Origin of the sequence: Plantactinospora soyae, assembly GCF_014874095.1 — a bacterium.
Taxonomy (GTDB): Bacteria; Actinomycetota; Actinomycetes; order Mycobacteriales; family Micromonosporaceae; genus Plantactinospora; species Plantactinospora soyae.
The window spans coordinates 2,387,919-2,411,350 of the sequence record NZ_JADBEB010000001.1; the positions used below are offsets into that span (position 1 = coordinate 2,387,919).

Below are 23,432 nucleotides of genomic sequence, written 5' to 3' on the forward strand. Positions count from 1 at the left end.
TCGGGCCCGCCGCAGCCGCCGGGCGAGGCGGCCAGGCCGCCCGGTGTTCCGGGCTGGGCCGGTCAGACCCTGCCGGTGTCGCCGGAGCGGTCGAGCCAGCCCACCCCCGCACCGCCCGGTCCGCCGGGCTGGGCCGGTCAGACCCTGCCCCTGATGCCGGGCCGCCCGGGCCAGCCGCCGTCCGTGCCCTCGGCTGGCGTTCCGGGCCGGGCCGGTCAGACGTCCCCCGCCGCGCCGGAGCGCCCCGGATGGTCGTCCGCGCCGCCGCCGGAGTGGCCGGGCCGGGCCGCGCCGGCCCAGCAGCAGGGCCTGGGAGGCCAGCCGCAGGGCCTGGCCGGACAGCCACCGGGACCGGCGGGCCAGCCGCAGAATTTGCCGGGCCAGCCGCCGGGTTCGCCCGGCCAGCCGCAGAATCTTGCCGGACCGGCGCAGTTCGGCCCACCGGACCGGCCGGGGGCACCCGGGCAGGGCCCGACCGCCTTCTCCGGGCAGGCCGGGCCGCAGGGCTGGGCGGGCCAGCCGGTCAATCCGGCACCGGGCGGCGAACCGCCGCCGGGAGGCCAGCCACCCGGCAGCCCACGAGCCGGCGGTACGCCGCCCGACGGGGCGCCGCCGGACGGCGTACCGGCGGGTCGGCCGCGTCGGCGGCGCGGCCTGGTTCTTACGCTCGCGGCCGTACTCGTGGTGGGTCTGGCGGTGGCCGGGGTGGTCGTGGTACGTCCCGGCCCGGTGGACGGCTGGCTGGGTGGCAACCCGGCCACGCCCGCCGCCGGGGCCGACCCGAGCGAGCCGCCGCCCCCGCCCGTGCTGACGGCCGCCGGAACCAGCGCCCCGGCCCCGACCCCCGAGGGGGTACGCGCCGCGCTCACCCCGCTGCTCACCTCGTCGGTACTGGGTGACGAGGTGAACATCTCGGTGGTCGACGCCGCCACCGGGGAGGCGCTCTACGAGAACGGGCAGGACACTCCGACGGTGCCGGCGTCGACGACGAAACTCGTCACCGCAGCGACCGTCCTGGCGGCCCGTGGGCCGGCCTACCGGATCCCCACCCGGGTCGTAGCCGGGCCGAATCCGGGCGAGGTGGTGATCATCGGAGCCGGCGATCCGACCCTGGCGGTGAACGCCACCGGCTGGTACCCGGGTGCGGGGCGGCTCGACCGGCTCGCCAACCAGGTGAAGAAGGCGCTCGGTGGCACCGCCCCGACGAAGGTGATCGTCGACGGCGGCCTCTTCCCCGGCCCGAAAGTCGGTCCGGGCTGGGACGCGGACGCCCACGTCGGCGGCTTCGGGGCGGTCATCACGGCGTTGATGACCGACGGCGCCCGGATCGACCCGGAGGACAAGGACCGGGGCCCGGAACGGTCGGACAAGCCAGACCAGGCCGCCGGCCGGTCCTTCGCCAAGCTGCTGGACCTGCCGAACTCGGCGGTGGTGACGGGCACCGCCCCGCCGCCCCCCACGGCCTCGCCGCCCGCCGGCGCCAGCGCCACCCCCGGAACGGTCGCCCCCGGCACCGAACTCGGCAAGATCCACTCGCCGCCGATGATCCGGCTGGTCGAGTTCATGCTCCGGGAGAGCGACAACGTGGTGGCCGAGACGTTGGCCCGGCAGGTCGCGCTGGCCCGGAACAAGCCGGCCTCGTTCGAGGGGGCCGCGGTCGCGATGGACGAGATGGTCGCCGAACTCGGCCTGCCGGAGGCGGAGAGTGCGCTCGCCGACGGCAGCGGCCTGTCCCGCTCCAACCGGGTCACCCCCGGACTGCTGACGGACGTGCTCGCGCTGGCCGCCAAGGGAACCCGACCGGAACTCGCGGGCCTGTTCCCCGGGCTGCCGGTGGCGGCCTGGTCGGGCACGCTCGACGACCGGTTCGAGCGCGCCGGCGAGCGTCCGACCGAGGCCGGAGCGGGAGTCGTACGGGCCAAGACCGGCACCCTGAGCGGAGTGCACGCGATCTCCGGCGTGGTGACGACGCTCGACGGCCGGCTGCTCGCGTTCGCGGTGCTCGCCAACAAGGTGCCGGGCGGTCAGGAGCAGGCGCAGCCCGAGCTGGACCGGATCGCGACCGCCCTGGCACAGTGCGGCTGCCGCTGAGCTGAGATGTTAGGAAGGGGCCCTTCTTATACAAAAAGCGATAAGAAGGGCCCCTTCCTTACCGCAGGGTGGGGGTGTTGTGATCCGGGTACGGTGGGATGCATGGCGCAGTTCGTGGACTGGGATCTGGCCGCCGCCACCGCCGGGGCGTTGGGAAAATCGGGACCTCGGGTCTCCTACGACGAGGCCACCGAGGTGGTCGCCGATCTACGGCGGCTGACGGACGAGGCAGCCGGGCACGTGCTGGCGTACACCGGGCTGCGGCCACAGGTCGCCCATCCACCGGTACGGGTGGTGGACCGCCGGGACTGGGCGGCCACCAACATCGCCGGGCTGCGTGAGGTGATCACCCCGCTGATCAACCGGCTCTCCGGCGACAAACCGCCGGGGCTGATCAGTGACACGATCGGGTCCCGGCTGACCGGCGTACAGGCCGGTACGGTGCTCGCGTACCTCTCGGGACGGGTGCTCGGCCAGTACGAGGTCTTCTCCGCCGATCCGGGGCAACTGCTGCTGGTCGCGCCCAACATCGTCGAGGTCGAGCGGAAGTTGCAGGCCGACCCCCGGGACTTCCGGCTCTGGGTCTGCCTGCACGAGGTCACCCACCGCACCCAGTTCACGGCGGTGCCGTGGATGCGTGGGCACTTCCTCGGCGAGGTGCAGGCGTTCGTCGACGCCTCGCAGGCAGGTGGCGACAACTTCCTGGACCGGCTGCGCCGGGGCGTCAGTACGCTCTCCGACTCGGTCCGCAACCCGGAGAGCCGGGCCAGCGTGCTGGACATCGTGCAGACGCCGGGGCAGCGGGCCGTACTGGACCGGCTGACGGCGCTGATGACCCTCCTGGAGGGGCACGCGGAGTTCGTGATGGACGGCGTGGGGCCGGAGGTCATTCCGAGCGTGGAGACGATCCGGGCCCGGTTCAACCGGCGCCGGGAGTCGGGCAACCCGCTGGAGAAGGCGATCCGCAAGCTGCTCGGCGTGGACGTGAAGATGCGCCAGTACGCCGAGGGGCGGAAGTTCGTGCACGGGGTGGTGGACCGGGTCGGGATGGAGGGCTTCAACCGGATCTTCAGTTCACCGCTCACCCTGCCCCGGCTGGAGGAACTCTCCGACCCCGATGCCTGGGTCGCCCGGGTGCACGGTCCGGTCGGGCCGATCGCCGCCACCGGCTGAGGCGGAATCCTTCGTGGCTGCCCTGCCCCCGCCGGTCGCGGCCATCCGGGTCGCCGTCCGGCGGGCGCTGGTCGGCGTACCCCGGGATCGTCCGGTCCTGGTCGCCTGCTCCGGTGGTGCCGACTCGCTCGCGCTGGCCGCCGCCACCGCGTTCGTGGCGCCCCGGCTCGGCGTGGCCGCCGGGCTGGTCAGCGTCGACCACGGCCTACAGGCCGGTTCGGCGGGCCGGGCCGCCGAGGTGGTGCAGTGGGCCCGGGGGATCGGTCTGGCGCCGGCCGAGGCGGTGGCCGTCCAGGTCGCCGGCCGGCCGGGCGGGCCGGAGGCGGCGGCCCGGGAGGCCCGCTACCAGGCACTGGTCGCCACGGCCCACCGGTACGACGCGTCGACGGTCCTGCTCGGGCACACCCGGGACGACCAGGCCGAGACGGTGCTGCTGGCGCTGGCCAGAGGAGCCGGCCCGCGCGGGTTGGCCGCAATGCCGGTCGACCGGGAACTGGACGGCGTGATCCTGTCCCGCCCGCTGCTGGACGTCTCCCGGGAGGAGACCCGCAAGGCGTGCGCGGTGCTGGGGCTGACCCCGTGGGAGGACCCGCACAACGCCGACGACCGGTACGCCCGGGCCCGGGTCCGGGCCGAGGTGCTGCCGGTGCTGGTCCGGGTGCTCGGTCCGGGGGTGCTGGACAACCTGGCCCGGACCGCCCGGCTCGTCGCGGCGGACACCGCCGCGCTGGACGAACTCGCCCGGATCGGGTACGCCGAGGCGCGGATCGCCCCGGGCGGGACCCGGAGCGTCGACGGGCTGGCGGTACCGGTGCTCGCGGCGATGCCGGCCGCGGTGCGTACCCGGGTCCTGCACCGGTGGGCCCGCGAGTTGGGCGCGTCGCCGGCCGCGCTGTCACACCGGCACGTCGCGGCGCTCGATGCCCTGGTCACGGCCTGGCGGGGACAGGGACCGACACACCTGCCCGGCGGAATCCGGGCGACCCGGCGCGGCGCGGAGTTGCTGGCCGAGCAGGACGGCGGGCCGGCGACGGAGCAGGACGGCCGGCTGCTGGCCGAGCAGAACGGCGGTTCGGTAGCCGAGCAGGCCGGCGGGCCAGTGTTGGAGCAGGAACACGGGCCGGTCGTGGAGTAGAGCGACGGGCAGGTCGCGGAGTAGACATGACCCATGGCCTACCCTCGACAGCCGGTCTTCGCGCCGAACGGCGCCGTCGCCACCAGTCAGCCGCTCGCCGCCGCCGCCGGTCTGGCGGTGCTGCGTCGGGGTGGCAACGCGGTGGACGCCGCCCTCGCCACCGCCATCACGCTCACCGTGGTCCAGCCCGGCTCCAACGACATCGGCGGTGACCTGTTCGCCATCGTCTGGGACGGGCAGCGGCTGCACGGGCTGAACGGATCCGGCCGGTCGCCGGCCGCGCTGACCCGGGACGCGGTGCTCGCCGCGACCGGTGGCCGGGGTGCGGAGCCGACCGGGGCACACGGCGGGGCGCAGGCCAGCGGGGCAGCGATGCCGGCCCGGGGCTGGCTCTCGGTGACCGTACCCGGGGCTCCGGCGGGCTGGCGGGACCTGCACGACCGGTTCGGCTCGCTGCCCTTCGCCGACCTCTTCACCGACGCGATCGGCTACGCCGAGTGCGGCTTCCCCGTGTCACCGAACGTCGCGGCGGGCTGGGCCCGTGCGGTGGGCCAGCACGCCGAACTGGTCGGCCAGGAGTACGCCGAATGGGGCCGGGTCTTCACCGTCGACGGTGGACGGGCACCCCGGGCCGGGGAGCGTTGGCGCAACCCGGACGCCGCCGGCACGCTGCGCCGGATCGCGGCCAGCGGCTCGGCGGCGTTCTACACCGGGGAGATCGCCGAGGTGCTGGCCGGGTACGCCGACCGGACCGGTGGGCTGCTCTCCGGGGCCGACCTCGCCAAGCACGAGTCGAGCTGGGTGGATCCGATCCGGGCGACCTACCGGGGCCACGAGCTGTGGGAACTGCCGCCGAACGGGCAGGGCGTGGCCGCCCTGCTCGCGCTGAACATCCTGGACGGCGTGGATCTGGCCGCGATGTCCCCGGCCGAGCAACTGCACTGGCAGATCGAGGCGACGAAGATCGGCTTTGCCGACGCGCACGCGTACGTGGCCGATCCGGACCGGGTCACGGTACCGACGGCGGAACTGCTGACCCCGGAGTACGCCGCCACGCGCCGGGCCCTGGTCACCTCCTCCGCCGGTACGCCGGCACCCGGCGACCCGGCGAAGGGTGGCACCGTCTACCTCTGCGCCACCGACGCCGACGGGATGATGGTGAGCCTGATCCAGTCCAACTACCTCGGCTTCGGCTCGTACGTCGTACCGTCGGGGCTCGGCTTCGGGCTGCAGAACCGGGCCGCCGGGTTCAGTCTCGACCCGGCCCACCCCAACGTGGTGGCACCCGGGAAGCGCCCGTTCCACACCATAATCCCGGGCTTCCTGACCCGGGACGGCGAGCCGGTGGGCCCGTTCGGGGTGATGGGCGGGCACATGCAGCCGCAGGGGCACGTGCAGGTCGTCTCGTCGACCGTGGACGCCGGCCTCGGCCCGCAGGCGGCGCTGGACCGCCCCCGCTGGTACTGGCACGCGGGCAGGTCGGTGCTGGTCGAGCCGGCGTTGCTGGCCGACGAGGCGGGCCGCGACGCGGTCGAGCGGTTGCGGTCCCGGGGGCACGAGATCGCCGTCGAGGCCGAGCCGTCCGCCTTCGGGTACGGCCAGGCGATCTGGCGGCTCCCCGACGGCGGGTACGTGGCCGGCTCAGAGCCCCGAGCCGACGGGTGCGCGATCGGCTACTGAACCGGGCCGCGCGGTTTCTGACCGGTGCTGGCACCGGCCGGCGGTGGGGTGGCCGGACGCTCGCGGGTGGCGTAGCCGGCCGCCCCGGTCAGCCGACCGGGCTGGCCTGACGGTCGGTGGGCGTACGGTCCCGGAAGGTGGCCCGGTAGGCGTGCGGCGTGGCGCCGACCCGCCGGCCGAAGTGGTGCCGCAGGGTCGCGCCGTCGCCGAAGCCGGCCCGGGTGGCCACCGCCTCCACGGCGAGTTCGGTCTCCTCCAGCAGGCGCCGGGCCAGCAGCACCCGCTGGTTGGTGATCCAGTCGTGCGGGGTGGTGCCGGTCTCGGCCCGGAACCGCCGGGCGAAGGTCCGGGGCGCCATGTGGGCCCGCCCGGCCAGGTCGTCGACGGTCAACTGCTGGTCGAGGTGGTTGATCAACCAGCTCAGCACCGGCTCCAGGGTGGGCGCGTCGGGCGTACGCGGGATGGGTGCCTCGATGTACTGGGACTGCCCGCCGTCGCGGTGCGGGGGTACGACCATCCGCCGGGCGAGCTTGGTGGCCAGGGCGGAGCCGTGTTCCTGGCGTACCAGGTGCAGGCAGGCGTCGATGCCGGCGGAGGTGCCGGCACCGGTGAGCAGGTTCCCGTCCTGTACGTAGAGGGCGTCACACCGCACGTCCGCCTCCGGGTACATCCGGGCCAGGGCGTCGGCGTACCGCCAGTGGGTGGTGCAGGCGCGGCCGTCGAGCAGGCCGGCCGCGCCCAGCACGAAGGCGCCGGAGCAGACGCTCAGCACGTACGCCCCGCGTTCGTCGGCCCGGCGCAGCGCGTCGAGTACGGCCTCCGGGATCGGCGCCCCGATGGTGTGTGCCGCCGGCACGGCGACCAGGTCGGCGTCCTCGACCGGCGACAGGTCGGCATGTGGGATGAGCCCGAAGCCGGACCGGGTCCGGATCGGCTTCCCGTCGGCGGTGCAGAGGTGGAACCGGTAGTCGGGGAATCCGTCGTCGGTCCGGTCGGTGCCGAAGACCTCGCAGAGCACCCCCAGTTCGAAGGTGGCCACCGGGTCCAGGGCGATCACTGCCACATTGCGGAGCATGCACCGACCCTAACGGAACAGTGGCAGGAAATCGAGGGTGCATGGCATTGCTGCCACTGTCCGGTTCGGTCCGTCCGGCCGAGACTTGAACCATCAGCCGGTGCGCACCGGCGGCGAAGCCCCAGAACACCTGATCAAGACCGGGAAATCCGTCCCCGGCACGATCGGAATTTGACCGGGAGGTCACGCCGCCATGGAACTCTTCCTCACCCTCTTCTTCCTCGTCCTGCTCCTCGCCTCCGTGCTCGGCTTCACCTCCGACAGCCGTGACTCGGCCGACTGGCGGCCCAGCAACGGTGGCTGGCGTTCCTCGCCGCGTTCCTGACGACGGCGCCGAGAAGTGCATGCCTGGCCAGCCGGGGTGGACACCGCGTGAAGGTGCCGCCCCGGCGACAGGCCCGAACTGGCGTACGGCAGGCTAGGCGCATGGCTCAGGGCTCCTGGTACGACGCCGACATCGACCACGTGATCATCTCGGAGGAGCAGATTCGGGAGAAGATCGCGGAACTGGCCAAACAGGTGGCGGCGGACTACGCCCCTGTCGCGGACGGACTCCTGCTGGTGTGCGTGCTCAAGGGAGCGGTCATGTTCATGGCCGACTTCGCCCGCGCACTCGGCCGGCACGGGCCCCCGGCCGAACTCGAGTTCATGGCCCTCTCCTCGTACGGCCAGGGCAGCACCTCGTCCGGGGTGGTGCGGATCCGCAAGGACCTCGACCGGGACATCGCCGGCCGGCACGTGGTGGTGGTCGAGGACATCGTCGACTCCGGCCTCACCCTGTCCTGGCTGCTCCGCTACCTGGAGTCCCGGGCGGCGGCGAGCGTCGAGGTGGTCGCGCTGTTCCGCAAGCCGGACGCGATCAAGGTCTCGGTGCCGGTCAAGTACGTGGGATTCGACATTCCGAGCGAATTCGTCGTCGGGTACGGCCTGGACTTCGGCGAGCGCTACCGCGAGGTCCCCTACGTCGGCGTGCTGAAGCCCGAGGTCTACGCCCGGTCCTGACCACCGCTTCCCGTCCCGCTGGCGACCGGTCGACCGGTTAGGGGCCCGCTGAGCCGTCCGGTGTACCCCGCCCATCCTGATTATCGGCAGGGAAATATCGCGTCGACGTACAGCGCGCTCCCAGGAATCACGGTTACGGTATGCGGTGGTGGCACGCAAGCATCCCGCGCCGGGGTTCCTGCCCTGTTTGACCCGAAAGGGTCGACCATCCAGGGCGGAGGACCGGAGTTGGTCTGCCGTCACCCGGCACACGAGCGGGAGTGAACCCGTAACCCCAGGGCTCGCAGGCTCGCTCCTCGCGTTCACGGTGTACCGTCGAATGACCGCGGCGCGGTACTTAGCGTCCGGTGTCGGGCCGGCTAGCACATAGACGGCTCCGGCCGTCGCCTCGGCGACGACAGAAGGCAACCAGACGATCAGGACGTCGATCAGGAGGGTCCGGGCGTTACGGCGCTCGATACAGCATGGAACGTACGCGTTTCTTCCGCCGCCCGGTGGTCTGGATCATCCTGGTGATCATCGGTGCGATTGCGCTCAGCTCATTCTTCAGTGGCGGCCCGAGCTATCACAAGGTCGAGACGAACGTGGTCCTCGACCAGCTCAACAAGGGCGGCATACAGAAGGCCATCTTCCAGGACAAGGAGCAGACGCTCCAGCTCGACCTGAAGGACTCGGCCAAGTTCGGTGACACGGACACGGACAAGATCCAGGCCCAGTTCCCGTACGAGGTCGGCGACGAGGTCTGGAACCAGGTCGCCGCGGCCAAGGCGGCGGGCCGGATCACCGGTCCGATCGACACCGAGGTCTCCGGCGACAACATCTTCGTGTCGCTCCTGGTCAACCTGTTGCCCATCGCCATCCTGGTGATCCTGCTGCTGCTCTTCATGTCGCAGATGCAGGGTGGCGGCTCCCGGGTCCTGAACTTCGGCAAGTCCAAGGCGAAGATGATCACCAAGGACACCCCGAAGACCACCTTCTCCGACGTCGCGGGCTCGGAAGAGGCCGTCGAGGAACTGCACGAGATCAAGGATTTCCTGCAGAATCCGGCGAAGTACCAGGCCCTCGGCGCCAAGATCCCCAAGGGCGTGCTGCTCTTCGGCCCGCCCGGTACGGGTAAGACGCTGCTGGCCCGGGCCGTGGCCGGCGAGGCCGGTGTGCCGTTCTACTCCATCTCCGGCTCCGACTTCGTCGAGATGTTCGTCGGTGTCGGCGCGAGCCGGGTCCGTGACCTGTTCGAGCAGGCCAAGGCGAACGCTCCGGCGATCGTCTTCGTCGACGAGATCGACGCCGTCGGTCGGCACCGTGGCGCCGGCATGGGCGGCGGGCACGACGAGCGGGAGCAGACGCTCAACCAGCTCCTCGTCGAGATGGACGGCTTCGACACCAAGGGCGGCGTGATCCTGATCGCCGCGACCAACCGGCCGGACATCCTCGACCCGGCGCTGCTGCGTCCGGGCCGGTTCGACCGGCAGATCGCGGTGGACACCCCGGACATGGAGGGCCGCAAGGCGATCCTGCGGGTGCACGCGAAGGGCAAGCCGTTCACGCCGGACGTCGACCTCGACGCGGTGGCTCGGCGTACCCCGGGGTTCACCGGTGCGGACCTGGCCAACGTGATCAACGAGTCGGCGCTGCTGACCGCCCGTGGCGAGAAGCGGGCGATCTCCAACGACGCGCTGGAGGAGTCGATCGACCGGGTGGTCGCCGGCCCGCAGCGCCGGACCCGGGTGATGAGCGACAAGGAAAAGAAGATCACCGCCTACCACGAGGGCGGGCACGCGCTGGTCGCCTGGGCGCTGCCGCACTCCGCCCCGGTGCACAAGGTCACGATCCTCTCCCGCAGCCGCTCCCTCGGGCACACGCTGGTGCTTCCCACCGAGGACAAGTACACCCAGACCCGGGCCGAGATGATTGACACGCTGGCGTACGCGCTGGGCGGTCGGGCCTCCGAGGAACTGGTGTTCCACGAGCCGACCACCGGTGCCGCGGACGACATCGTGAAGGCCAGTGCGCTGGCCCGAGCGATGATCACCCAGTACGGCATGAGCTCCAAGCTCGGTGCGATCAAGTACGGCACCAGCGGTGACGAGCCGTTCCTGGGCCGGAGCATGGGCCACGAGCGGGGCTACTCCGACTCGGTGGCCGCCGAGATCGACGCCGAGGTGCGGTCGCTGATCGAGCTGGCACACGACGAGGCCTGGGAGATCCTGGTGGAATACCGGGACGTCCTCGACAGCCTCGTACTGGAGCTGATCGAGAAGGAGACCCTCTCCACCGCCGACATGGCCCGGATCTGTGCCCGGGTGGTCAAGCGGCCGCCGATGGCCCCGTACAACGGGTTCGGCAAGCGGCAGCCGTCGACCGAGCCTCCGGTGCTCACCCCGGGTGAGAAGGAGAAGCTCAAGGCGCAGGCCGAGGCCGACGGCGTACAGGCGACCGTCGGGGGCAACAGCAACAACACCGCCCCCAACTCGGACGGCCCGCACTGATCCGGAGCAGCGACGACCAGGCCGCCGGCGATTTTGCCGGCGGCCTGTCCGCGTCCGCCACCGAACCGGACGGCGACGAGGAACTCGACTACCTCGCCGCCCGGCTGATCAACGGCAAGCTCGGTGGTGGACCGGTCGAGGCGGCCGTCGACCTGCCCCGGATCGAGAAGGCGGTACGGGAGATCCTGATCGCCGTCGGCGAGGATCCGGACCGCGACGGCCTCCGGCAGACACCGGCCCGGGTCGCCCGGGCGTACGCCGAACTCTTCGCCGGGCTGCGGGTGGACCCCTCCCAGGTGCTCAGCACGACGTTCGAGGCCAACCACGACGAACTGGTGCTGGTCCGGGACATCGACGTGATGAGCCTCTGCGAGCACCATCTGCTCCCGTTCCGGGGCTCGGCGCACATCGGCTACATCCCGGGGGAGAACGGCCGGATCACCGGGCTGTCGAAGCTGGCCCGGCTGGTCGAGGTCTTCGCCCGCCGGCCGCAGGTGCAGGAGCGACTCACCTCGCAGATCGCCGACCTGCTGATGACCAAGCTCGAACCGCGTGGCGTGCTGGTCGTGCTGGAGTGCGAGCACATGTGCATGGCGATGCGCGGCATCCAGAAGTCCGGCGCCAGGACCATCACCTCGGCGGTCCGGGGCCTGCTGAAGGAGGACGCCAAGTCCCGCGCCGAGGCGATGTCCCTGATCATCCGCGGTTGAGCCGGGCCGGCCGGATCCGGCCACGGCCGGTCCGCGCCGGTCAGAGCAGGTAGATCCCGCCGACGCAGAGCACGACCAGCAGCAGTAGCGCCCCCAGCGCGATCGCACCGTAGAGCAGCACCCGGGGCCAGGCCAGTGGACCGGTACCCGGCAGCTCGGTGGCCGAGTCCGCCGCGTCGGCGGTCGCCCGGGCCTCCCGCAGCGCCGCCAGCACCGCCTCGGGGCCGGCGGCCATCGCCCTGCCGGCCGCCGCCACCTCCGGCTCGGACGGCTGCAGGTCCCCCTCGGGTACGCCCAGCGCCCGCAGCCGGGACTGCTGGGGCACCAGCCGGGCGCGTATCCCGGTCAGCTCCTCCCGAGCGGTGTGTACGCCCTGCGCCTGTCGGCCGGCGGCGGTGGCGGCGGTCCGGCGTACCGCGTCCAGTCGCTGTGCGGCCGCCAGGTAGTCCTGCCAGGGGTCCTCGCTCACCGCGTACTCACCTCCGTCGGTGTGGCGTACGGGACGACCAGACTGGCCCGGTCGGTGCGGCGGTCGTACAGCAGGGCGCGGCCCGGACGGGGTCGCCACCGTACGGCCCGACCGAGCAACCGGGCCACCTCCGGCTCGGGTACGTCGAGGAAGAGCAGGTGGTCGATCGTCGCCGCGTTCCCCGGTTCCGTGGCCGACTCCGCACCACCCGACCGCGCACCACCCGACTCCGTACCGTCGGGATCCGTGCCGTCGGGGTGCGTGTCCTCGGGTGCCGGGGCCCGGTCGGTGCTCGGTTCCGGTTCGGCCACGGCCGCGATCAGGTCGGCGAACCGGCGGATGCCGCGCCACCAGGCGATCAGGTGCACCCCCCGGGCCGGTCCGTCCCGGAGCAGCGCCCGCAGCCGCTCCACCGGAACGGTATCGGGATCTGCCCCGTCCATCCCGAAGATCACCAGGTAGCCGGGCCCGCCGAGATCCAGCGCGGCGGCCAGGCCGGCGGCGTCGACCTGGTCGACCGGGTGCCGCCGGGCGAGTGCGGCGGACAACGCCGCCGCCGTCGGTTCCGCCTCGGCGACCAGCGCCGCGACCACGAATCGGACCTCACCGGGAGCGTGTTGCCCGGCCAGGCTCCGGGCCAGGCCGTCCAGCACGTCCTCGGCGGCCGAACCCGGCCCGAGCACCGCGAGATGTCGGCCCGGCGACCGGTCGAACGGGACCGCCGCCGGATGCAGCGGCACCTCGACCACCTGGCCGACCAGCGCGACAACGCCTCCGGCGGGGTCGGCGGTCGGCTCCGGACCGTCCGGCCGGGGCGGGGCCAGGTAGCCGGTGAAGACGGCCGGGCCGGCCGACCCGGCGGGCCGGTCCGCCCAGAGCCGGTGCCGCAGCAGGGCGAGCGCGTCGGGGTCGGCATGCGGGTCGGGGAACCGGACCATCCGCTCGTGTCCCCGGGTGGCGCCGCGCGGTCCGCCGAGCCCGCCGGCCGTGTTGACCACCGCCGTACCGAGCGGCAGACCGGCCGCCGCGTCGTTCGCCGGCTCCAGCACGTCCGCACCGCCGGGCAGCGCCACCCGGACCGGGAACTGCGCGAGGAAGGAGTCCCGCCGGGCCCGCAGCGCGGCTAGGGCCGGCGTCGGCCCACTGGTCAGGATCAGGTGTACGCCTGCCGAGCGCCCGCGCCGGGCCACCGACTCCAGCCGGCCGAGCGCCTCGGTGGTCAACGCGTCGTCCTCGGCGAGCAGCATCGGAAACTCGTCCAGCACGCAGAGGATCCGCCGCTGATCCGGTTCGGTGGCTCGACGGTCCAGTTCCGCGTCGAGTTCACGGAGCAGTGCGAGGCCGTACTCCCGATCGGCCTGTACGCCGACCGCGCGGACGTGCGGCAACCAGGGCCGGCCCGGTTCGGCGCCGTCCTCGGGCAGGAAGCCGTCGGCCCGCTCCGGAACGAACTCGGTGAACGCGGTGCCGTCGGCGAAGTCGGCGAGGTAGAGGGCCAACTCGTCGGGGTGGTACCGGGCGCACAGGCCGTAGAGCACGTTGATCAGGAAGGCGCTCTTGCCGGCGCCGGCCCGGCCGCCGACCAGCCAGTGCGGGGTGCGCTCGTCGAAGCCGAGCGGAACCGGCCGCTCCCCGGCGTGGCCGACCGTGGTGCCCAGACCTCCCGCCGCGCTCTCGGTCCAGAGCCCGTCCGACGGCTCGGGCAACAGGTCGTCGAGCGTGCGACGGTAGTCGGCCTGGAACCGGGCGGCGAGGTCCCGGCAGACCCGGTCCAGCAGTGGAACCGGCGGGGACTCGTCGAGGAACACCGGGGCGTTCAGGCCGGTGCCGGGCAGGTGCGGTGCGGGGCTTCCGAACGAGGCCCCGGGCGGATCGCCGACCAGCGCGTACGGGTTGCGCAGCGCGATCATCGTGCTCCGGGACAGCGGTGCCTGACTGGTCTGCGCGGTCAGCGGCGGGGGCGGCCAGCCCGCGACGATCAGGTGCAGGGCAGCTTCGGGGCCCTCCCGGGCCAGTGCGCCGATCCGGGCCAGGTCGGCCGGTTCGGTCAGCTCCGGCAGCGAGCCGATCACCACCAGCAGGGTGCGGTCGTGCCGGTTGTACCGGGCGGTGGTCGGACGGGTCGGCCGTACCCACTGCTCCGCCTCGGTCAGTACGGCCCGCAGCCCGGCGCGGTCGGTGACCGGCGGCGGCATCAGGCCGGCGTCGGCGAGCGGCGCGAAGGGCGCGAAGAGCTGGCCCGAGGTGGCCGAGTCGACCCCGCGCACCAGCAGTGCGCCGGCCGGGGCGGCGGCGAGCAGCCGGAGCAGCACGGACCGGAGCAGGCCGGCGACCCGTGGATCGCGGCTGTCCGCGTCGACCGTGAGGTGCCCGGTGCCGAGCAGCGGTATCACCGCCGGGAACCGCGCGTCGTCGAGCGGCTGGGCGATGCCGATCCGGACGAACGCCGGCAGGGCCGGCCCGCCCAGCGGGGCGTCCTCGGACTGGGCGTCCAGCGGCGCGCCGAGCCAGCCGGGGGCGAGCAGGCTCGCGGCGGCCCGCAACCGCTCGGCGAGTTCGTGCTGTTCCCGCTGGTCGGCGGGGACGGGCCGGATCGCGTCGAGTGCGCTGGCCGCGGCGGCGGTGGTGGCGGCGGCCCGGCGGTGCAGCGCGGCGGCGGTACCGGCGGCGGCCCGCCAGCGGAGCGTGGCGGCCGGGCTGGTCGGTCCCCTCCAGGTCTCCACCGCACCAACTCCTCCGCCTGTCGGCCCTGGCGGGCACCCGCGCCGGGCGCCCTCGTCCTGGCCACGGAGCACCCGCAGGCGCGTCGCCTCGTCCTGGACTCCAGACGGTATCCCAGCCGACCGGCATCTTTGCGGACCTGCGGCGATGGTCGGCGAGGAACTTGTGGCACAGTTGGCGGTCGGTACCTCCAGAGCTGGTGCGCGCACCACCGGTGGCCAGGGTGGACGCCCGATCGCGGCGCCGGGGCGGGCTGGCGGAAATTACGGGTTGCTCCCGTTTGGTTACCAAGCTGGAATTCGCGGCCATTGGGTACGGGAGCGCCAGCCGATAGCCTCGAGGGGTGGAATCAGTGCACCCCCCGGCCGATTCCCAGGTGTCCCGCGTACCCACGCAACGGACCCCGCCCGGACAGGCCGTCCCCGAGCCGGTCGCCCCGCCACCGGCGCCCCGCCGCAGGCGGCTGCCCGTCGTACTGGCGGTGGTCGGTGGCGCACTGGCACTGCTCTGCCTGGCCGGCGTCGCCGTCGCGTACGTCGCCTACGACCGCTTCACCGCACCCGACCGCAGCGCCCCGGACGTGGTCGTCGACAACTACCTGCGGTCCTACCTGGTCGACCGCAACGACGTACTGGCCGGCGAGTTCGAGTGCGCAGACTCCTCGGCGGGACTGGCCGAGCTGGCCGGGCTGCGGACCGACCTGACCGCCCGGGAGAAGCAGTTCCAGGTCACCTTCGTGGTCAAGTGGGGCCCGCTGGACGTACGCGCCCAGGAGAGCCGGGCCGAGGTCTTCGTGGAACTCGTGATCTCGTACCGGGTCGACAACCTGAACCAGAGCGAGCACCAACGGTGGCGGTTCGTCACCGAGCAGGACGACGGCTGGCGGGTCTGCGAGGCGGGACGGGCGAACTGACCCCGTCCGTCCGCGGCGACGCCGCCGGTGTGGTCACTCGATCCAGAGCAGGTGGACCGGCACCTCCAGGGTGGTCGGCGGCCGGCCGCTCCACGCCCAGCGGTACCAGTCCAACTCGGCGGTGACCCGTACGCAGATGTCCCCGTCGGCGCTGGTGTGGACCTCGGTGACGGCCCGCAGGTCGCGTCGCTCCACCCCGTCGGCGACCTGCACCACCCGGCGGCCGGCGACCGCGTCCGCCTCGACGACCGGCACCGGGGACCGGTGTGTCGGCGCGTCCAGCGACACCAGCCGGGAGATCACGTCGGACCGGGCCGGCCGGGGGATCGGCGATCCGCCGCCCTCCCACGAGGACGCCTCGCCGAGCGTCTCCACCCAGACCCGGTCCGCGGGCACCAGCGGCGCGAAGACCTCGATCTGCTCGGCCTCGGCCCGGTACCACTCGTGTTCGGCCAGCACCGGCACGTAGGTACGGCTGCCCTGCACCACCCGCTCGTCCGCCCGCAGGTCGGCCCGCCAGCCGAGCCCGGGCAGGCCGACGAGCACCCGTCGCCCCCGCAGGTCCACCCGGCTGGAGGCGGCGGCCAGGACGATCGGTCGAGGCGGCGCCGGAGCCCAGTCGGGCTGCCCGGCGAAGGGATCAGGAAGTGGATCGTGACTCACGGGTCGCTCCGCCGGTTCATCCGCCATCGGTCAGCGGAGCGCCCCGGTCCCGCATGAACGGCACCGGGTTGGTCGCGCCGTTCTTGCTCCGGTCCCCGCGCAGGTGCACCTCGAAGTGCAGGTGCGGCCCGGAGGAGTTGCCGCTCGAACCGACCCTGCCGATCACCTGCCCGGCCTCCACCATGTCGTTCTTCGCCACCATCGGTCTGCTGACCATATGGCAGTACCGGGTGATCACGTTGCCCGCGTGCAGAATGTCGACGAACCAGCCGCAGCCGCCCTTGCCCGGATAGCCGTCGACGTCACAGCTCAACCGGCCCCGCCGGTCCGGGTCACAGCGGGACACCAGTACCCGGCCGTCCGCCACCGCGCGGATCTTGGTGGTGTACTTCGGGGCTCCGATGTCGACGCCGTTGTGCGACGGCCGCTCGGCGGTCTGGAATCCGGAACCGACCCCGCCGGGGATCGGTGCCGTCCAGCCGGACGCGGCGATGTCCGCCCCGTCGGCGCAGTCGAGCGCGACGTTCGTGCCGACGGACCGGGCCGCCCCGCCGGTCAACGCGTTCACGATCTCCGTCGCGATCGGCTCGTGCTTGGCGTACGCGTCCGGGAAGGCGCTGACCTGCACCGCCTGGGCGGCGGCGGAGAGTGGCCGCCGCTGCCAGCTCCGTACCTTCGTCAACTTCTCGTAGAACTTCCGGGCCGTGTACTCGGGAGTGCGCAACTGGGTCGGGGTGCCCCAGCCCTGGCTGGGCCGCTGCTGGAACAGCCCGACCGAGTCGTGGTCGTTGTCCGAACCCAGGTGCGGCAGGTTGGCCAGGCCGGACTCCTGCATCGCCGTGGCGACGGCGATCACCCAACCGCGCGGTGGGATGCCCATCTCCTTGCCGACCTTGATGATGACCGCCGCGTTGCGCATCTGCGCGGCCTTGTACGGCCCGACCAGCGGCAGGTCGCCGTCGACGGTGATCGGGCCCTTTGAGCCGCAGCCGAGGGTCGCCGCCGCCAGGTTCTCCTCCTCGTTGGCGAACATGGTCACCAGGAACGCGACGGTCCCACCGGTACAGCAGAGCAGGGCGAGTGTCGCGGTCAGCGCGACCGCCAACGCGACCCGGCGGACCGGCCGCCGGGTCGTCGGACCGTGGTCAGTCATCCCGCCCCCACCTTCCGCGCCCGCCTCAGCGCCGTTGCCAGTCCACCGTGTCGACCTGCCACCGACCCTCCGGCGCGACCAGACCGAGCCGGAGTTCGCCGGAGTCCACCGGAACGACCACCTCGACGAGGCTGTCGTTGCGGGGTACCACCACCGGATCGCCGGTGATCCGGTCCGCCGGTACACCGATCGGGTCGACACCGCTGAGCTTCTCGGCCAGTGCGGCCGTGGCCAGCGGCCGGAGCGTCTTGTGCCACTCCTCCGCCGTCACGTCGCGATGATCGAGCCAGGCGGTGGCGAACGACCGGGCCACCGCCACCGGAGCCGGAGCCCCCGGGCTGGTCCACGGCGTCGGCTCCTCGACCACCGTCAGCCCGTCGTCACCCGCCGACGGGTCGGTGGTGCTGATCGGGCTGACCGGGCCGCCGCGCAGACCGGACGCGTCGCTGCCGGGCCCGGCGACCAGCCGGGCCGCGCCGACGATGCCGATGATGACGATGGCGAGCCCGAGCGCCAGGCCGAGCCGGGACCGCAGGACCCGGGTGAGGAGGAACTCGATCGCCCGCCGCATGCCAGGTCACCTGGCCTCGGAGCGGATCCGGGGTGCCGCCGCCGGCTTCGGCTCGGGCACCGGCGCCGAGTCGGGCCGGTAGATGACGTAGGACGGGTTCTCCGCCGGTACGTCGGGCTCGGTCCATTCCGCCGGACGGCGCCGGGACGGCCGGCCCGGTGTCGGCCGGGATCCGGAACCCCGTTCGGCGGGGCTCGTCGGCGCCGTGGTGGCCGGTTCGGCCGCCCGCTCGGTGGCGTTCTCCGAACGGGTGCCGGCGCCGTGCGACGGATCCTCGTGCCGGCTCTCCGGCCGGACGTTGGTCTGCTGGATGACCAGGTTGCGGTTCTTGACCCGTACGTCACCGTCCCGGTCGTCCGCCGGGTCGAGCCGGGACGCGGCCCGGACGTCCCGGAAGAACCGGCGGTGCCACGAGCCGGCCGCGCCGATCACCTCGGTGCTGTCCTTGCCACCGAGTTGGGTGATCCGGCGGTACGGGCGCAGCAGCAGCCAACCCACCACACCGCACAGCCAGACCAGCACCACCTGCAACCAGCCGGGAATGGTGGAGGTGGTCATCACCAGGTCCACCGCCAACAGGTAGATGGCGGCGCCGGTGCCGAAGATGGCGATGTTGAAGATGGCCGCCACCACGGCGTTGCCCAGCCGGCGTATCCCGGCGCTGGCCGGGCGCATCAGGCCCACCGTGCCGAGCACCGGGGCGGCGATCACGGCCCAACGGAAGAGCAGGAAGCCGAGCAGCACCAGTACCGAGGCGGTCAGGTCGAACATCGCGAACAGGATCGCGGCCAGGATGGCGATCAGTCCGGCGCCGATCCGGTCCGAGTCGCGGGCGCCGCGCAGGTACTCGTACGCCTCCTTGTCCTCGGCCTTGATCTGTTCGGCGACCTTCAGCCACTGCTTCTTCTTGGCCTCGACCGTGGCGTCCCGGGTACCCGGGTTCGCGTCGATCTTCGCCGCCTCTTCCCAGCTCAACGCCTTGGCGTCGTACAGCGCGCGGCCATACTTGCGGGCCGTCTCGCTGTCCGAGGAGCCGAGCGCGCCGCGCAGCCAGTTGCGGTAGAGCATCGTCTCGGTCGCCGTGTCGCTGGCCCGTACCGCCGGTGGCCGGTTGTCCTTGCAGCTATCGGGGCGCAGCGACGCGCACCGGTCGGCCGGGATGTCCTTGGCCCGGGGACCGACCGCCTCGTGCACCACGTTGAGCGTGGTCACGAGGGTGCCGTCGGCGAGGTTGGCCGACCGGACCGGCCAGGCGGCGATGGCGGTCACCGCGACCATCACCAGCAGCGCCCAGCCGACGGTGGTCATCGCGTTGCTCATGTCGGACTGCCGGGACCGCCAGAGCAGGTAGAGGCCGACCACGCAGAGGGTGATGATGCCGAAGACGCTGAAGACCCGTTCGTAGACGGCCCTGGTGGCCTGCTCGACCAGGGGATCGGCCCAGTCCCACATGGTCCGGGGATCCCAGGCCCGCTCGCGCAACGCGTTCGAGGCGCCGATGATCGCGGTGGCGATCCGGATCTCGCCGTCGGCGATCTTGTTGAACACCTTGCTGCCCGGATCGATCACGTCCGAGGCGCAGCCGCCCGAGTCGTCGTACGTCTCGTAGCTGTAGCCGGCGTTGCCGTACTCGGTGTACAGCCCCTTCACGCCCGGCTGCTTGCTCGCCTCGGGGCGGGACGCGAACCAGCCGGCCAGACCGGAGTCCGGCTTGGTCGGGGTCGGCGCGTTCAGGCACTGGGCGGTGGCCTGGCTGACGTCGGCGAGCCGGTCGACGCAGGCGCGGAAGTCCGCCTCCCACTCGGCGGTGGTGCAGAGGGCGACCTTGGCCCGGGTCGGGATCGGGGCGGCCGACGCGGGCGCGGCGCTGCCGAGCACCGGCCAGACGAGGGTGGCGCTCGCGAGCACCCCGATCGCGAGCAGCAGGGCGGCGACGCGGGCTCCGATCCTCGCCATGGTCAAGCCTCCAGGTCCGCGATCGGGGAGGGCAGGTTCGACGTGACGGCCTTGGCCGTGACCGGGGTGGTGTCGAGGTGGTCGAGCAGACCCGCCACGTACGACACGTCGACCCGGACCTTCTGCACCCGGCCGTCCACGTCACGCATCACGAACTCGCGGAAGCCGAGTCGGTCCGCCGACGCGCTGTCCACGGCCGACAGCGAGGCGAGGGTCGCCTCGTAGCCGTCGTTCACCGGCACCCGGAGCAGGCGCAACGCCTCCGAGGCGATGTCGACGTCCTCGGCGATCCGCCCGACGAAGACGGTGGAGACGAGGTTCTGCACGTCGAGACCGAGGATGTCCTTCGGGTTCTGCGAGGAGACCAGTGCCGCCAGGTTCCACTTCCGGGAGTCCCGGGCCAGCCGGACCAGGAACGACCGGCCGGACCGCCAGCCCTCCATGAAGTGCGCCTCGTCCAGTCCGACCATCTTGCGGGACGACATCGAGCCGCCGTAGCAGCGGCGTACCGCCAGCCGGTGCGCCGTGTGCAGCATCGGCAGCGCGAGGGCCTCCTCGGCGGACCAGTACTCCCGTTCGATCTTCAGGTCGGGCAGCCGAAGCCCGGCCATGGTGATCACGGTCAGCGTGGCGTCGGCACCGAGCAGACCCTCCGGCGGGCGGCCGAAGAAGAGCAGCGCGAGCGGCATCTCGGCCGTGTCGAGCAGCAGGTTCGCCAGTTCCCGGCCCTCGTCCTCCAGCCCGGACAGGCAGGCCACCACGTCGTCCAGGGTGGACGTCTCCTCGGCCGGTACCTGTCGGACCGCGTGCCGGAACAGCGTCGCGGTGGACGCCTCCCGGGCCACCTGCGGCGGCACCAGCATCATGCAGATGTCCTGGACCAGCATCCGCCGTTCGGCCCGGGCGTTGGAGACCGCGATCTGGAACTCCCGGTCGCCGCCCGTGCCGGCCGGGAACTCGGTGCGCAGCGGGGTGGGAATCAGCGCGTACGGGGCCAGCGTGCCGTGCTCGGAGCCGGTCAGGTTCAACACCCGGGAGTACGGCCGCAGTTCCGGCATCGAGCAGAGCCGGGCGAGCGGGCCGGACGGGTCCAGCAGGGTCACCTGGACTCCGCGCCGGGCGTTCAGGTAACCGAGGGCACCGAGCAGGGTCGACTTGCCACCGCCCGGCTCGGCGACGAAGACGGCGAGCCCGGAGCGTTCCCGGACCTCCATCGGGAAGTGCAGGTCGAGGAAGACCGGCCGGCGGCAGGTCCCCGCGGTCCGGCCGATCAGGTCACCGCGCCGGTCGCCGACCGTGGAGGCGGCCTGCGGCAGTGCGGCGGCGAGCAGGTTGACCGGCATCCGGCGCAGGTATCCGGTGTTGGCGATCGGCTCGCCGGGAATGAACTCGCGGGCCAGCCAGTCCTGGTTCTTCGGGTGCTGCAACGAGATGCGCAGCTCCCGCGAGTAGAGCTGGATCAGCCGGCGGGCCCGCTCCAGGCACTCCTCCCGGGTACGCCCACCGACCGCGATCCGGTGCCAGCCGTGCGCGCGGGCGGACTCCACCGGCAGGCCGGTGGTCATCTCGTCGCCGATCACCAGTGCCCGTTTGGCCAGCCGTTCCAGCTCCGGCGGGGCGTCGATGCCGTGCTCGGCGTAGTCGAGCTGCTGGGACCGGATCATCCGCAGCCGGTGCTCCAGGTTCCGGAAGGAGTCGCCGGGACCGAGGATGTCGACCCGGGTGGAGATCTCCATCGGCCAGGGCAGCCGCTCGTGGAAGTGCAGCCAGGGCTCGTGCCGCTCGGGGATCTCCAGCGGCTCCATCCGGCCCACCGCCAGTACGGCGACGTGCCGCTCCTCCCCGGTCATCCGGTTGACCAGCTTGACCGTCGACCCGTACGGGGTGCGGTAGCGCTCGACCTGCTCGGTCAGGGCGAGCAGGTCACCGCGTTCCCAGTGCCCGTTGGTGATCGGGGAGAGGGTGCCCGGGGGTGCCATGCAGAGCGCGACGGAGCGGTAGAGCAGCCACTCCAGCTCCTCGGCGGTGACCTGTCGGCCGCGCATGCCGAACGCGCCCAGCACCTCGTCGAACTGCTCCACGGTGCGCCCGAGCTTGCGCCGCTCGCCGTCGGCGACCCCACGGCCGAACGCGCGCAGGACCCGCTCGGCGAGGTTGTTCCCCAGCGACCGGCGGGCGAACGTGACGCCGAGATAGGTCTGGCCCTCGGCGTGGTTGACCGAGAGCAGGTGGCGCTGGGCGGCGACCAGGTGGTCCGACCAGCTCGGCGCTCCCGAAACGGTGGCCAGCGGTGCCGGGGTGTGCGAGTCGATCGTCCGGGCCCACTCGTCGGCCGGGAACGGCCGGGTGGTGCGGCGCAGGTGCAGCCGGAACCCGGCGAGCCCGGCGTACTGCTCGGAGATCGCCGAGAGCAGCGCCTCCCGCTCGGCGTCCGGCCGGAAGGCCCAACGCACCTCCGGCAGCCAGTACCAGGCGGTGACGGTGTTCGGCGTGAACGTCAGGTGACCGGCTATCTCGGTGATCGCCAGCTCGACGGCGGGATCACGGTCGCCGAACCGGACCTTCGGCGCGCGTACCCGCTGGGCCTTCGTCACCGCCACCGGTTCCGGCCGGGCCGGCTTCGACTTCGACCGCCGCTGTTTCGGCGCGACCGGGCCCGGGTCACGATCGGGCCGGCCGGCCGGACGCCGGGCCGGCGCGGGCGCCGCCTGGTCGGCGGGCTCGCGGACCACCGGCAGGATCGCCGGCTGCTCGCCGCCGCGCTGGTGCGGCGCGGGGCTCGGCCGCCCGCCGAACGTCTCGGGCGCGACGGTGGTCGGCGCCGTGCTGGCGGCGGATGCCGGCGGGTCGGCCGGCCAGCCGGCGGCGGGCGTCGTACCGGAGCCGTAGCGGGTCGCCTCGGTGTCCTGGAACGCGGCTCCGGCCTGGCTGCCGAGTGCCGGGGTGTTCCGGAGGGCGGGTTCGGCGGCGTCGGCACCCGGGCCGGGGCCGGCGAACCGGGGCGACGGCCCGGGACTCGGGTAGCCGGCCTGGTGGGGCCGCGCATCGTCCGGTTGCCCGGGCGGGAGGGCGGCCGGTTGGCCGTGCTGCGGGGGCGGGGCGGGTTGGGGCCGGTCCGGCGCCGACTCGTCCGGTTTCCAGGCGGGCAGGCCGACGGGGGCCTCGGGTTCCTCGCCCCACCGGCCCGGCCGATGCGGCGACGGCGTACGCGGGGCCCGGGCCGGTGCCGGTCCGGGGGGCGGCGGCTGGAGCGGGCCGGCACCGAAGAGGTCGAGGAAGGGCGAGTCGATGTCCGGATGTTCCGCCGGGGGCGCCGGTCGGGCCGCGGGTGCCCCGGCGGAAGGCCGGGCCGGCCGGTTCCGGGCCGGTGGCTGGGGTGCCTGGAACACCGCGACGCCGCCGTGCCCGGTGTTGCTGAGCAGCGCGGCGTCGTACTCGCTCTCGTCGGCGGGATCCGACGGCAGGTAGTCGGAGGACTGCGTACCGTTACCGGTACCGTCGGTCGGCCGACCTGCCGGGTACGGGGACCCCGGCGTGGCGGAGCGGGTCATGCCGCCGCCTCGCCCGGACCGGCAGCCCGTACCGCAATCCACTCGCTCCACTCGTTCATGCCGTCACCTCGCCGCGTTCG

16 protein-coding genes and 1 pseudogene are annotated in these 23,432 nt (G+C 73.0%); 9 read left to right on the forward strand and 8 right to left on the reverse strand.

What is annotated here, in order from left to right; all coding sequences use genetic code 11:
• The first annotated feature begins 654 nt into the window (after positions 1–654).
• The 4 genes and pseudogenes from dacB to H4W31_RS10680 all read left to right on the forward strand — a co-directional run bounded on the left by dacB (position 655) and on the right by H4W31_RS10680 (position 6,079).
• Positions 655–2,091, forward strand: coding sequence for a D-alanyl-D-alanine carboxypeptidase/D-alanyl-D-alanine endopeptidase (gene dacB / locus H4W31_RS10665; RefSeq protein ID WP_225946411.1), 1,437 nt, complete (start codon positions 655–657; stop codon positions 2,089–2,091).
• 102 nt (positions 2,092–2,193) lie between these two features.
• A complete protein-coding gene (locus tag H4W31_RS10670) occupies positions 2,194–3,264 on the forward strand; it encodes a zinc-dependent metalloprotease (protein ID WP_192766510.1) in 1,071 nt (356 codons plus the stop codon).
• A gap of 13 nt (positions 3,265–3,277) precedes the next feature.
• Positions 3,278–4,285: pseudogene (gene tilS, locus H4W31_RS10675) on the forward strand (tRNA lysidine(34) synthetase TilS); the annotation flags it as partial.
• A gap of 147 nt (positions 4,286–4,432) precedes the next feature.
• On the forward strand, positions 4,433–6,079 hold the full coding sequence (locus tag H4W31_RS10680) for a gamma-glutamyltransferase family protein (protein WP_192766512.1): 1,647 nt from the start codon (positions 4,433–4,435) through the stop codon (positions 6,077–6,079).
• 88 nt (positions 6,080–6,167) lie between these two features.
• Here the strand turns inward: H4W31_RS10680 and H4W31_RS10685 are convergent, their stop codons facing one another.
• On the reverse strand, positions 6,168–7,154 hold the full coding sequence (locus tag H4W31_RS10685) for a GlxA family transcriptional regulator (protein ID WP_192766513.1): 987 nt from the start codon (positions 7,152–7,154) through the stop codon (positions 6,168–6,170).
• A gap of 193 nt (positions 7,155–7,347) precedes the next feature.
• On the opposite strand from H4W31_RS10685, the gene H4W31_RS43710 reads away from it, so the two are divergent.
• The 4 genes from H4W31_RS43710 (at position 7,348) to folE (ending at position 11,355) form a co-directional block, all read left to right on the forward strand.
• On the forward strand, positions 7,348–7,479 hold the full coding sequence (locus tag H4W31_RS43710) for a hypothetical protein (RefSeq protein WP_264084065.1): 132 nt from the start codon (positions 7,348–7,350) through the stop codon (positions 7,477–7,479).
• Between the two features lie 101 nt (positions 7,480–7,580).
• Positions 7,581–8,156: a hypoxanthine phosphoribosyltransferase gene (gene hpt, locus H4W31_RS10690; protein ID WP_192766514.1), complete on the forward strand. Its 576-nt coding sequence runs from the start codon at positions 7,581–7,583 to the stop codon at positions 8,154–8,156.
• A gap of 464 nt (positions 8,157–8,620) precedes the next feature.
• Complete coding sequence (gene ftsH / locus H4W31_RS10695) at positions 8,621–10,645, forward strand: ATP-dependent zinc metalloprotease FtsH (RefSeq protein WP_192766515.1); 2,025 nt, start codon at positions 8,621–8,623, stop codon at positions 10,643–10,645.
• A 44-nt stretch (positions 10,646–10,689) separates the two neighbouring features.
• The gene (folE, locus tag H4W31_RS10700; protein WP_192771997.1) at positions 10,690–11,355 is read left to right on the forward strand and encodes a GTP cyclohydrolase I FolE; all 666 of its coding nucleotides are present in this window, start codon (positions 10,690–10,692) and stop codon (positions 11,353–11,355) included.
• A gap of 40 nt (positions 11,356–11,395) precedes the next feature.
• Here folE and H4W31_RS10705 read toward each other — a convergent pair whose 3' ends face one another.
• Complete coding sequence (locus H4W31_RS10705; protein ID WP_192766516.1) at positions 11,396–11,824, reverse strand: hypothetical protein; 429 nt, start codon at positions 11,822–11,824, stop codon at positions 11,396–11,398.
• Complete coding sequence (locus H4W31_RS10710; protein WP_192766517.1) at positions 11,821–14,547, reverse strand: FtsK/SpoIIIE domain-containing protein; 2,727 nt, start codon at positions 14,545–14,547, stop codon at positions 11,821–11,823. The genes H4W31_RS10705 and H4W31_RS10710 overlap by 4 nt, the downstream gene beginning before the upstream one ends.
• A 350-nt stretch (positions 14,548–14,897) precedes the next feature.
• Between H4W31_RS10710 and H4W31_RS10715 the strand changes: the two genes are divergently transcribed.
• Positions 14,898–15,458, forward strand: a complete 561-nt coding sequence (locus H4W31_RS10715) for a hypothetical protein (RefSeq protein ID WP_192771998.1) — start codon at positions 14,898–14,900, stop codon at positions 15,456–15,458.
• Between the two features lie 33 nt (positions 15,459–15,491).
• Here H4W31_RS10715 and H4W31_RS10720 read toward each other — a convergent pair whose 3' ends face one another.
• From H4W31_RS10720 to H4W31_RS10740, 5 genes are read right to left on the reverse strand one after another with little or no spacing between them, the layout of a single operon-like run.
• Complete coding sequence (locus tag H4W31_RS10720) at positions 15,492–16,121, reverse strand: hypothetical protein (RefSeq protein WP_318783131.1); 630 nt, start codon at positions 16,119–16,121, stop codon at positions 15,492–15,494.
• Between the two features lie 16 nt (positions 16,122–16,137).
• Positions 16,138–17,274, reverse strand: coding sequence for a M23 family metallopeptidase (locus H4W31_RS10725; protein WP_192766519.1), 1,137 nt, complete (start codon positions 17,272–17,274; stop codon positions 16,138–16,140).
• A gap of 25 nt (positions 17,275–17,299) precedes the next feature.
• Positions 17,300–17,845 carry a hypothetical protein gene (locus H4W31_RS10730; RefSeq protein ID WP_192766520.1) on the reverse strand — a complete coding sequence of 182 codons (546 nt, stop codon included), beginning with the start codon at positions 17,843–17,845 and terminating at the stop codon, positions 17,300–17,302.
• A gap of 6 nt (positions 17,846–17,851) precedes the next feature.
• Positions 17,852–19,801 (reverse strand): MFS transporter, encoded by a 1,950-nt coding sequence (locus H4W31_RS10735; protein WP_192766521.1) that lies wholly within the window; start codon positions 19,799–19,801, stop codon positions 17,852–17,854.
• Between the two features lie 2 nt (positions 19,802–19,803).
• Entirely contained in the window at positions 19,804–23,352 is a 3,549-nt protein-coding gene (locus H4W31_RS10740; protein ID WP_192766522.1) for an ATP-binding protein, read from the reverse strand.
• Positions 23,353–23,432: the final 80 nt, after the last annotated feature.

What these genes read in the sequence shown, in the direction of transcription:
- H4W31_RS10670 (WP_192766510.1), top strand. Translation starts at nt 2,194, where the DNA reads ATGGCGCAGTTCGTGGACTGGGATCTGGCCGCCGCCACCGCCGGGGCG.
- H4W31_RS10680 (WP_192766512.1), top strand. Translation starts at nt 4,433, where the DNA reads ATGGCCTACCCTCGACAGCCGGTCTTCGCGCCGAACGGCGCCGTCGCC.
- H4W31_RS10685 (WP_192766513.1), bottom strand. Translation starts at nt 7,154, where the DNA reads ATGCTCCGCAATGTGGCAGTGATCGCCCTGGACCCGGTGGCCACCTTC.
- H4W31_RS43710 (WP_264084065.1), top strand. Translation starts at nt 7,348, where the DNA reads ATGGAACTCTTCCTCACCCTCTTCTTCCTCGTCCTGCTCCTCGCCTCC.
- hpt (WP_192766514.1), top strand. Translation starts at nt 7,581, where the DNA reads ATGGCTCAGGGCTCCTGGTACGACGCCGACATCGACCACGTGATCATC.
- ftsH (WP_192766515.1), top strand. Translation starts at nt 8,621, where the DNA reads ATGGAACGTACGCGTTTCTTCCGCCGCCCGGTGGTCTGGATCATCCTG.
- H4W31_RS10725 (WP_192766519.1), bottom strand. Translation starts at nt 17,274, where the DNA reads ATGACTGACCACGGTCCGACGACCCGGCGGCCGGTCCGCCGGGTCGCG.
- H4W31_RS10730 (WP_192766520.1), bottom strand. Translation starts at nt 17,845, where the DNA reads ATGCGGCGGGCGATCGAGTTCCTCCTCACCCGGGTCCTGCGGTCCCGG.
- H4W31_RS10735 (WP_192766521.1), bottom strand. Translation starts at nt 19,801, where the DNA reads ATGGCGAGGATCGGAGCCCGCGTCGCCGCCCTGCTGCTCGCGATCGGG.
- H4W31_RS10740 (WP_192766522.1), bottom strand. Translation starts at nt 23,352, where the DNA reads ATGACCCGCTCCGCCACGCCGGGGTCCCCGTACCCGGCAGGTCGGCCG.